This is a genomic window from Vibrio mediterranei (genome assembly GCF_900088415.1).
GTDB lineage: Bacteria > Pseudomonadota > Gammaproteobacteria > Enterobacterales > Vibrionaceae > Vibrio > Vibrio mediterranei.
Genome location: NZ_FLLQ01000001.1, coordinates 712966 through 724258 on the forward strand (window position 1 = coordinate 712966; position 11293 = coordinate 724258).

The 11293-nt window shown below is 42.4% G+C and carries 8 protein-coding genes; 3 read left to right on the forward strand and 5 right to left on the reverse strand.

Translation table 11 applies throughout. The features are described from left to right. Positions 1–7 precede the first annotated feature (7 nt). Complete coding sequence (locus VME0621_RS03200; RefSeq protein WP_062455597.1) at positions 8–1378, reverse strand: sensor domain-containing diguanylate cyclase; 1371 nt, start codon at positions 1376–1378, stop codon at positions 8–10. Between the two features lie 397 nt (positions 1379–1775). Between VME0621_RS03200 and VME0621_RS03205 the strand changes: the two genes are divergently transcribed. Next, on the forward strand, positions 1776–2384 hold the full coding sequence (locus VME0621_RS03205; protein WP_062455600.1) for an acyl-homoserine-lactone synthase: 609 nt from the start codon (positions 1776–1778) through the stop codon (positions 2382–2384). On the opposite strand, the gene VME0621_RS03210 is transcribed toward VME0621_RS03205, so the two are convergent. Further along, a complete protein-coding gene (locus VME0621_RS03210) occupies positions 2325–3104 on the reverse strand; it encodes a helix-turn-helix transcriptional regulator (RefSeq protein WP_006069068.1) in 780 nt (259 codons plus the stop codon). The two genes, VME0621_RS03205 and VME0621_RS03210, sit on opposite strands and share 60 nt — an antisense overlap. 83 nt (positions 3105–3187) lie before the next feature. Continuing rightward, entirely contained in the window at positions 3188–4081 is an 894-nt protein-coding gene (locus VME0621_RS03215; RefSeq protein ID WP_062455602.1) for a LysR family transcriptional regulator, read from the reverse strand. Between the two features lie 443 nt (positions 4082–4524). Here VME0621_RS03215 and dcuC point away from each other — a divergent pair, with 443 nt between their 5' ends. Continuing rightward, a complete protein-coding gene (dcuC, locus tag VME0621_RS03220; protein WP_062455605.1) occupies positions 4525–5892 on the forward strand; it encodes an anaerobic C4-dicarboxylate transporter DcuC in 1368 nt (455 codons plus the stop codon). Positions 5893–6059: 167 nt separating this feature from the next. Then, positions 6060–6803: a dienelactone hydrolase family protein gene (locus VME0621_RS03225; RefSeq protein ID WP_051867940.1), complete on the forward strand. Its 744-nt coding sequence runs from the start codon at positions 6060–6062 to the stop codon at positions 6801–6803. Positions 6804–6888: 85 nt separating this feature from the next. Here VME0621_RS03225 and VME0621_RS03230 read toward each other — a convergent pair whose 3' ends face one another. Together VME0621_RS03230 and VME0621_RS03235 are read right to left on the reverse strand one after the other, a co-directional pair. Then, on the reverse strand, positions 6889–9933 hold the full coding sequence (locus tag VME0621_RS03230) for an efflux RND transporter permease subunit (protein WP_062455608.1): 3045 nt from the start codon (positions 9931–9933) through the stop codon (positions 6889–6891). 27 nt (positions 9934–9960) lie between these two features. Beyond that, on the reverse strand, positions 9961–11052 hold the full coding sequence (locus VME0621_RS03235) for an efflux RND transporter periplasmic adaptor subunit (protein ID WP_081875782.1): 1092 nt from the start codon (positions 11050–11052) through the stop codon (positions 9961–9963). Positions 11053–11293 lie beyond the last annotated feature (241 nt).

An 11293-nucleotide genomic window follows, 5' to 3' on the forward strand; every position in this document is an offset into this window, starting at 1 on the left:
TGTAGGGTTAAGCTTTGTTTCGCTTGACCTGATACAGTAAAGCATCTGCTCGCTTAATGGCTGACGAGAGAGACTCTTTTTCTTGTAACACCGTGACACCAAAACTGATATCAAGCGTCAAATTATTTGCCCCAAACGTTTTCGAGCGTATAGTTCGACTCAATGTATTGGCCAAACGCTCGGCAGTTTGCAGTCCACACCCAGGTAATAAGACTAGAAACTCATCACCGCCACTACGTATAAGATAGTCACTCTCACGAAAACACTGACGCATGCATTGTGCAATATACACAATAGCCTCATCCCCAACATGGTGCCCGTAGTTATCGTTAATTAGCTTTAACTTATCGCCATCTATGACAATGACAGCCAAACCCTTCTTTTCAATCGCATACTTAATGCCACTGTCTCTAAGAATTGCACGGTTATAAAGCCCTGTCAGTTCATCTAACTTTATTGCCAGTTCTGCCAGTTTTAACTTTTCTCTTTTGACCTTGAGCTCATCCAGTCGAATGACGACATAGAAAAACAGTGCCACCATAGAAAAGTAGATCCAAAGAGAATCTACGACAATTTTGCTATAGGGTATTTTATAGACAATGCTAAGCCTATCGTCGACTTGAGTTCGTTCCGCGTGCGCTGATTGATGGAAAGGGTAACGAGTGTCTTCAATAATGATTTCCCGCCCTATTTCACTTCTCGTACTAAAATACTGTTTGTTATAGAGAAATGGAAACTTATCGAGATAAACATCAGCGTTAACATCTCCAACCATTCCAAATTCGTCATAAACAGGGCTTGAGATGGTGATAACGGTTTTGTTTGTTACGTTATCTCTATAGATATCGGAAACTACAATTCGGTTATCCAAATCTTCTTGAGACGCATACTTTGAACACTTAAACGACTCCAAACATATTTTTTTAGAAAAGACTTCGTTCACGTTCGTGTTGGTAAGACCAAAAGCATGACTAGCTAGTATTTTCATCCCTTCATAGGAACGATAATACAAAAGGTATTCTTGCCCTAATGCTAATTCGGGCATGCTATTAAACATACGTTGTGCCGTCATGCTAACAACCCGTTCATTATGAGTTAGTGGCTCACCTGGATTGAGCAAGTAGACTCGCCCTTTGTCGAAAAGTGGGTAGCCAACTTCTTCATCTTTATTGGCCGCAATTTGTGCCTCAAAAAGAACACCCAGTATATACAAGGTGGATTTGTAATCTTGAATGGATTTAGTGACTAAATGAAACTGCGCTACTTCGTTTTTTACCAACTTATCAAGGGATTGGAACACAGCGAAGCCGTAAATCAAAGAAGATACAAGCGCTGATTTAAACAAGAGTAAAGTGTATTTCTTCGTCAGCTTTTGCATCTAGATTTCGCAACACATCGTTAGAATATGAATGGCATGCAATTATCAGTGATGCAGTAAGCATTATCAATACAAATAGATCAAGTCGTGGAAAGCAAAGACAAATTGAGAGATAGACGTGGGGGAATACTGACGAGAAAAGAAAGACCCTGTAAACCCAAAAGTCACCTAGCCATGGTGTAATTCTATATTCTGTTCTGAATCTATCGTTCGGACGTTGTTAGTCAGGTTCACAGGGTCTTAAGACTGTTATACGCTTGTATCGAAAATAAGATACTGCAGAAACTGACAGGTTGACTTTTCCATAATTGCAATTATTCAAGCTGACTAAACTGTCAGTTATCCTCTCCAAAGCGTGGCGCTAACCTATGCATGAAACTGTATAGGAGGAAACCCCATGGAACCTATTGTCTATATCCGAAAATATGATGAATTGACCGAGAAGCAGAAATACGAAATGCACACGCTAAGATATGATGTTTTTGTGCGTAGACTTCGTTGGTCTTTGAATACTGAAAATCAACTAGACATTGATGAATATGATCGACCGGATGCCAAATTCATTGTTATTGAATACCAGGACAAGGTCGTCGCGTGTTGGAGGCTTATACATGCCGATACACCTTACATGTTGAAGCACACTTTTCCAGAACTACTTCAGGGAGAATCATTTGACGACCATAATGTTATCGAGCTTTCAAGGTTTGCAGTCGATCGCGAGGTATCCAAACAAGCATCTCACATTAACTTTACTGAACTACTTTTCTATTTGGTTGTGCAATATGGTTTTGAGCAGGGCTTCACTACATTTATTACGCCAACAACCACAGGAATAGAAAGGATAATGCGCCACGTCGGTATCCCGAATCAACGCATAGGTGATGGAAAGATTAGAATGTTAGAGCATACGAAAAGTGTCGCTTTACGTGTCCCTATTAATGAAGCGTTACGAAATTGGTTTACCAACGCTTCCATAAACCAACATAGGCTCGATAGAGCCGGTTAGCAAGGCCTTAGAGACCGCTTGAGTGCGAGAGAATGCATTGAGCTTTTCACTCGCATTCTGAATATGAAAATTTACAGTGCGCTCAGAGCAACCAATAATCTGGGCCACTTCCCACGAACTTTTTCCTTCCGCTACCCAAGCTAAACATATTTGCTCTCTAAGTGTGAGGCTCGATTTAACTTGTCCGAACTGCTTTTCACATACATGGTTTCTGATATCGTTAATGTAATCAGCAACCAGACTCCCCACGTAAGTTGATAGGATCGTTGATTCGTGGTCTATCTTCCGAGTTCCTTTCCGATTAGAAAAACTGATAAGCCCCAAGCACCCATGGTTGGCGCGAAGCGGGATCGTAATACCATCTCCCAAACCAAAGTCAGACGCCAATTTGATCACATTTTTATCATCTGGAATATCATTGGCGAGAAGAGATCGCCATTGGAGAGGAAGCATGCTATTCCGACAATGAAGTACGACTTGATCGAAGTACATGACTTCATTATCTTCATAGAATTGCCGCCAAGCTAAAGGTTGGTTAGTCAACACGACATTTTCAGCTCTCATTACTGTCACCGGCACCGAAACAGCAAAGAGATAATGTTCAAAGCCAATAACTTCAGTTACCTCAGCAAGTTTGCCACTGAGGTCTTCAAAGTCAAACTCATCGTTTGATCCTATATCTCTGATCAAAGTTGCGTTTATTTTATCAACTAACTGCACAATTAGTCCTTTTCTCCAACTACGCCCATAAGACTATGCACTCTATTGAACAAGATAACGAGACTAAAACCAGATTACAAACATTAAGAACTGAAGCACGCCATTAAATGACGTACACACTCCTTAATCTTTCGAGGTTGATACCTATCCCTATGATAAATTAGCGAAAGTGGTACCAACTCAATACCCCAATCATCAAATACAGGTTTTAGAGCCCCTGCCGCCAATTCGTCTTCGCAATAAAGAGTTGGGACTCGAATTAGCCCTAACCCAGACTTTGCCGCATTAATTAGCACACGCCCGTTTTTGCATTTCAAGTCGCCGTTAATGGAAGTTTCGAAGACTTCTTGATTGATGTTATTTACAAAGCGCCACTTGGTTACTGAGCCTGTAATGCATTTATGCTGCTTTAGCTCTTTGGGGTGAGTTAGTTTAGGGTATCTAGCAAGGTAGTCAGGACTGGCTAGCGTTTGCATTTCAATGTTTGTGAGATGTCTAGCGATATAATTAGAATCGGGTAATACCCCCATACGTATGGCTAAATCAAACTCTTCTTCGAGTAAGTCAACTCGATGGCTCGAGAAATCAAGCTCTATATTGACCTCTGGATATTTCAATAGAAACTGAGATAAGTAGTTTGCAACAAGCTCCTCACCTATATAACCACCTACACAATTGATCTTAATACTTCCACGGACCTCTTCCACATCGTCAATTGCAGCATGTACCGCTTGATCAATCGACTGCAATGCACCATCACAAGAGCTTAAAAATGCTTTACCTGCTTCCGTTAACTTCATTGTTCGAGTGGTTCGAATAAGTAGACTCACTCCCATTTGCTTTTCTAGCGATTGAATCTGCCTCGAAACATGGGACCTCGACACGTTGAGTGCTTCAGCAGCCTTTGTAAAGTTACCTAAGTTAGCGACCAGCACAAAAGCGCGAACATCAAGAAGATTAATAGATGAATGATACATGATGAAGTTCTCAAGCAAGTGATGACATTATTCTGTCCTGCATGGCTAGAAATGCAATAGAAACTAAGAATTAATCTCTCATCATTAAGTACTGGCAGTAGCAATTCTTAGTCATATCAATTTGACTATAAACTATGAGATACACCAACAACACCTAATGTGTTTAGCAAAATCATTCAGACAACAAATTCCTTTCCCAATTGGATAGCTATTCTTCACTGTGAGCCAAGTAATACTTTTGTGGTAGCGATTTAATCTGAAATTAACAGCTAGAAAACAAATAAAATACAGATAAATTACCCACTATTTTCAATTGAATTAATTGTTTGTCTTAGATCATTACATCAGCATGTAGTTGTCGTGCCACAGTGTAATATTTTGTACAGTTTCTGACATATTTTGAAATAGATACTTTAGATATTTAACAGTTTCAAGGGAGAATTATGTTAGAACTATTAATTGGTCTAGTCGTGACGATCGCCGTCGGCTACTTCATTGTCAAAGGCTACCGACCGGCTGGCGTACTACTGACCGCAGGTATTGCACTACTGCTATTAACAGGGATTTTAGGCCATACCGTACTACCGGCGAAAATCACTTCTACGGGTAACATCGTTACTGATTCACTCGAATACGTGAAGTACATGCTACAATATCGAGGTGGCGGTCTGGGTATGCAAATCATGCTACTTTGTGGTTTTGCCTCTTACATGACTCACATTGGCGCAAACAACGTAGTAGTAAAACAATTTTCAAAACCTCTCTCTTTCATTAAGTCTCCTTACATTCTACTTGTTGCTGCTTATATTGTGGCTTGTTTAATGTCTCTAGCGGTTAGTTCGGCAACGGGACTTGGTGTGCTACTAATGGCAACCTTGTTCCCTATGATGACGGCCATGGGTATCTCTCGCCCAGCTGCGGTAGCAGTGTGTGCCTCACCAGCAGCCATCATTCTGTCTCCAACTTCCGGTGATGTTGTGATTGCCGCAGAAAAGTCTGGTCTTGCGCTTGATGTATTCGCGGTACAAACCGTCTTACCCGTTTCAATCTGTGCCATTATTGTTATGGCTGCTGCCGCGTTTTTTTGGAATAAATATCTAGATAAGAAAGAAAATACACCAATGGAGCGTGTTGATGTGTCAGAAATGAAAGTAGACGCTCCGGCATTCTATTGCATTTTGCCTTTCTTACCGATCATCGGTGTTTTCCTTTTCAATGGCCGTACGATTCCAGGTCTTACACTTGATATCTACACTATCGTTGTAGGCTCTATCTTCCTAGGTGCCGTCATCGACTTTATTACTAAGCGCTTTAACGGCCAAAAAACATTGGAAGACTTAGAATCTTGTTATCAAGGTATGGCCGATGCCTTCAAAGGCGTTGTTATGCTCTTGGTTGCTGCTGGTGTATTTGCACAAGGCTTAATGTCGATTGGCGCTATCGACAATCTTCTTCACCTTGCAGACAAAGCGGGTGCGGGCGGTGTCGCACTAATGTTAATCCTCACAGGTCTGACTGTAGCCGCGGCGATTGCAACAGGTTCAGGTAATGCGCCATTCTATGCATTCGTTGAGCTGGCACCTTCTCTAGCGGCAAAAATGGGATTAAATCCAGCATTCCTAATCATCCCAATGCTACAAGCCTCAAACCTAGGTCGTACAATTTCACCAGTTTCTGGTGTTATCGTCGCCACATCGGGTATGGGTAATATTTCTCCATTTGAGGTTGTGAAGCGTACCTCGGTTCCTGTGCTTGCTGGCCTGATTACCGTAATCATAGGCACCATGGTATTAGTACCGATGAGTGCATAGTCCAATAATCGAATATCCAAGGGAAGCAACTGCTTCCCTTTTTTACGTTCAAATCAAAACCTCGCCTTTCACGCAATAAAAAATTCAATTGGTTACACCTCTATCTGGAATGTACGTACTAAGCTTTGTAGTGCGAGGACAATAAAGCCAGTAAAGAGGAAACAATAATGAATAAGAGACTCATTGGAATGCTTCTTGGTACAGCGTTAGTCAGTAGTTACTCTGTAGCGGGTGAACATGTTATCTATGAGGTAGATGGGCAGCCTTATGAAGGCTACTGGGCCAAAGTGAATAATACAGCGCCACTAGTGTTGTTAGTTCATGACTGGGACGGTCTCACTGAATACGAAGAAGACCGAGCAGAAATGCTCAATGAAATGGGCTATAACGTATTCGCAGTGGACTTATTCGGGCAAGACGTTCGTCCAACAAAAGTTGAAGACAAGAAGCAGCACACAGGTGAGCTCTATAAAGACAGAGCCAAGCTTCAAGCTCTGATGAATGCTGGATTACAAGAAGCTGGCAAGCTTGGTGGAAACTTAGATGATACAGTGGTCATGGGATACTGCTTCGGTGGTGCTGCTGTATTAGAATCCGCGCGAGCAGGTATGAATGCGCGAGGCTTCGTAAGCTTCCATGGTGGCCTAACAACGCCCGATGGACAAAACTACGCACAAACTAAAGCACCGATACTAGTGCTTCACGGCACTGCTGATACTGCAATACCCATGTCTCAATTTGCACAACTTGCGGTGGAATTAGAAAAGAACGGTGTAGAGCACGAGATGATCACCTACAGTGGTGCACCACATGCCTTTACTGTGTTTGGTTCTAAAAACTACCGTGAAGACGCCGACAAAAAGTCTTGGAAAGCCTTCTCTGAGTTTTTAGTCGCTAAGACAGGTAAGTAAACCATCTGTTTGGCTTAGATTAGATAAACGGAAAACAAAAAAGGTCAGACGATATGTCTGACCTTTTTGATCATTTCAATGTGATTTAAGCTGGATTCTTAGCTTTGAACAAAATCGCGTACATTACTGGGATGAAGACCAAGGTTAAAATGGTCGCAAATCCTAATCCGAACATGACCGTAATAGACATGTTAACGAAGAATACGTCTCCCAGCAGTGGGATCATACCTAATATCGTTGTACATGCCGCAAGCATTACTGGTCGCATACGAGAGATCGAAGAATCAATAATCGCATCATAAAGCGGTTTTTCTTCCGCTTGCATATCGATTTCTTCCAATAACACTATCGCATTCTTAATCAATAGACCGATTAAACTCAATGCACCCAGCAACGCCATAAAGTCAAAGGCACCATCAAGCAGCAGAAGACCAGCTGTAATACCAATGATTGCCAGCGGTACAGTAATCCAGATAATCAGTGGCTGACGTACCTTACCAAACAGCAACACAACCACGATAATCATCATGATGAATGAAACCGGAATAGCACTAAACAAGGCTCCTTGCGCTTCTGCTGAATCTTCGTACTCACCACCCCAGTCCATCGAATAACCTGGTGGTAGTTCGATAGCCTCTATCTGTGGTTTTAGGCGTTCAAACAGTGGTGCAGCCAATTCACCCGTAGGGTTCGCAGAAGCAATAATGGTCGTCAAACGATCGCGTCCACGAATCATTGCATCTTCCCATACCGTTTCAAAGCCAACGACAACTTGTGCAATTGGCACTGTTCTTTGCAGAACAGGGCTGTATACTTGCGCATCCATCAATTGAGCAACGTTTTGTCGCTCGCTCGCATCGGAACGGAAGTAAATCGGTAATAGCCTCACGCCATCTCGATAAATACCGACTTGAGAACCTTCACTCGCTGCTTTTAACGAAGCAGTAAGCTCAGTACGAGTGATCCCGAGTTGTCGAGCCACCTGTTCATTAAAGATTGGTTTAATCAACTTAACCGGTTGACGCCAGTCGTTACGAACTTCCTTCGTCTCAGGGTCAGCATGCATGATCGCTTCAGCTTGAGAAGCTAAATCACGCAAAACTTCTGGATCCGGACCAGCAAATCGAGCTTCGATTTTCGAGTCACGTCCAGGGCCGATACGTAGCCCTTTGATCTTAGGCTCGATATTGTCGATATTTTCTGTCATGAAAGTATCGATTTTCTTTTGTAACGGTGCGATCTGTTCACGTGTTTCAGTACGAACAATGATCTGACCGTAAGCTTTGGTAGAGTCTTGTGGTGTATATACCAACGAGAAACGTGATGCACCGCCACCAATGAAGCTCGCTGTCCATTCAACCCCTTCTTGTTCACGAATAAAGTCGGCAATTTTCAGGGTATCATCGCGAGTTTGACGAATATCGGTACCCTCAACTTCCCAAACATCCACGAAGAACATTGGCGTGTTTGCATTTGGGAAGAACGCATTCTTAACGAATCCAAACCCCCATACCGAAGCAACAAACATTGCCAAAATCACACTAATGGTCAGTGCTCGTTGCTTAAGCGCAAACTGAAGAACGCTCTTATAAATTACAAAGCCAGCACCTGCGTATGGGTCTTTCTCTTCTTCCCCTTCTTTCTTGTCGTCTTTTTTGAGCAACAATGCACAAAGCAGTGGTGTAGTCGATACGGCCGTAACCCAGCTTAAAGACAGAGAAATTAGGATTACGTAGAACAGAGAACGGGTAAATTCACCAGTGTTACTCTGAGACATACCAATTGCTGCAAACGCTAGAATACCTACAGCGGTACCACCGAGTAGCGCCCAGCCATTCGCGCCAACAACTTCTCCAGCGGCCTTCATCGCTGGAACACCGCGCTTGATCCGTATCATCATTCCTTCGGCGACAACGATGGCATTATCTACCAACATCCCGAGAGCAATGATCAACGCACCTAGAGAGATACGTTGTAGCTCGATACCATACATGTGCATTAGTGCCAAGGTACCTGCCACTGTGATCATCAATACTGCGCCGATAATAAGTCCGACACGTAACCCCATAAAGGCAAGCAGAACAACAACTACTATAATCAACGCTTCGACAGTATTGGTCACAAACCCAGCTACTGACTGATCAACCTCAGATGGCTGATCGTAGATGATATCTATGTTCATCCCAAGCGGGATTTGGTTCTCTAGACTTTCGATCTTATCTGCGATTAATCCGCCTACTTCCACAACGTTTTTACCAGGAAGCATTGAAATACCAACTGTTAACGAAGGTTTTCCATTGAAGTAGATGAGCTTCGACGGCTCTTCGACATATTCACGTGTTACTTCAGCAATATCGCCTAAACGAATTAGCTTCTTGGTGTCACTTGAGATAAGTAGATCTTCAATTTCACTTACATGTTTAAAGCTACCTGTCGGCTCAATTCGAATAAACTCAGGTCCAACACGGAAACGACCAGAATCGGAAACCAAGTTTTGAGAACTTAACAGGTTCTCTATCGTAGCCATATCAATGCCAAGTTCCGCCATTTTGGCTCTAGACATCTGAACATAAACGACTTCTTTTTGGTCACCATCAATTGCAACTTTACGTACGCCGGGGACAAGTACTAGTTGCTTCTTAAGGTTGTCAGCAACATCTTTTAACTCACGATAGGTATAACCTTCGCCATTAAGCGCTAGGAACCCACCATAAACATCGGCAAAATCGTCGATAATTTGTGGCTCTCCTGCACCAGGAGGCAATTTATGCTTATTGTCAGCAATTTTACGGCGAAGTTCATCGTATATACCTGGCATTTCAGCTGAGGTATATTCATCTTTAAACTCAATCGTAATATCCGACAAACCTTCACGAGTTACTGAGCGTTTGATCCGTTTAACTTGCCCAAGAAGACGAACCGCATCTTCGATGTGATACGTAACCTCGTCGTAGACTTCCTGAGGAGAAGCTCCTGGATAAGCAGTAATGATTTTTGCTTCTTTGATTGTGAATGCTGGGTCCTCAAGTTTACCCATTTCAAAGTAAGCCAAAACACCGCCAATGGTCATTAGCAGGACTAAAAGCCAGCTATTAACCTTATTCTTTACTGAATACTCACCTAAATTCATAAAACATCTCTTCTTGCTGAGTTACAGTTATTGCGCCTGATCGATTTCAGGCATTAGGCTCACTTCCATACCTTTAATCAAAAATGGAACACCTACAGTGACAATGCGTTCACCCATTTCAAGTCCAGAGAGTACCGTGATTCTGTCACCAGACATCGTGGAGACTTCGATCTGCTTTGGAGAAACCGTGTTGTCGTCTCCAACAACCCACACTGTGGCATTGTGTGCATTGTCGCTAATTACCGCAGTTGCAGGCACTTGGATTGAGCCTTTCGTTTCTTGGAGTTTAGAAAAATCTGCAGTGACATAGCCCGTCATGCCTGGAAGGATATTTTGATCCGATGGTGCCTCAAGTGTCACCGTCACCTCAAAGGTTTGTGTATCAGCATCAGCTTTAGAGGACACTTCCGTCACCGTGACTGGGTATGGTTTCTCTCGAGCTGCATCAAAATAAGCGAAGACCGGAATCTCTACAGGATCTTCAGCTTGCTCATCACGAATTTGCCTTACCAATTTTTCAGGAACGTTAAATTTCAATTCAAGGGTATTTAGGTTTTGGAAAGTAAACACCACCTGTTTAGCTTCAACATTTTCGAAATTTTGAATGTCTCGCTGTGCCACAAAACCATCAAAAGGCGCTAAAAGTTTGGTATAGCCAAGTTCTGTATTTGCTTTATCGTATGCTGCTTTTGCACGTGTCAAATTAGCGCGCAACTGCTCGAAATCTTTTTTGGAGATAAAATTATCTTTGATCAGTTCTTGAGCGCGTTTAAAGTCAGCTTGAGTTCGCTGCAAAGTCGCACGTGTATCACGCACAGCGAGTTTAAAATTAGTGTCATCTAATGTCGCAAGTACCGTGCCTTTCTTAACGTTATCACCCTCTTTTACTGGGATGCTGTTGACCTTACCCGAGACACGGAAAGCCATATCAGCACGATTCGACGCGAGAACACGCGCTGGGAATTCACGAATCATACTTTGGTTCTCTAAACCAATGACCATAGTTTTAACAGGACGAACAACTGGCGCTTCTGCCTTTTGTTCTGGTTCAGGACTGCATCCTGATAGAGCAACACCGATTACCGTTGCTAAAGTTAGCGCACGTAAATGAGTTTTCATAACAACCACCCAACAAAAAAATTTATAAAAACCAAGACAATAATAGGTCTAAGAAATCAATTACACGTTATTGGTACACGTTACATTAAGCGTAGCAAAAAGCAACAAACCACAAACAAAAACCCAACCTTTGAAAAATCCTATTAGTTACCTCAACTAGCTAAGCCTAGACGGGGCAATATCTAAGACCTTAAATTAACTACGAGTTCATTCTTTTTTTGGTTTTTTTAGCTTTAATTGA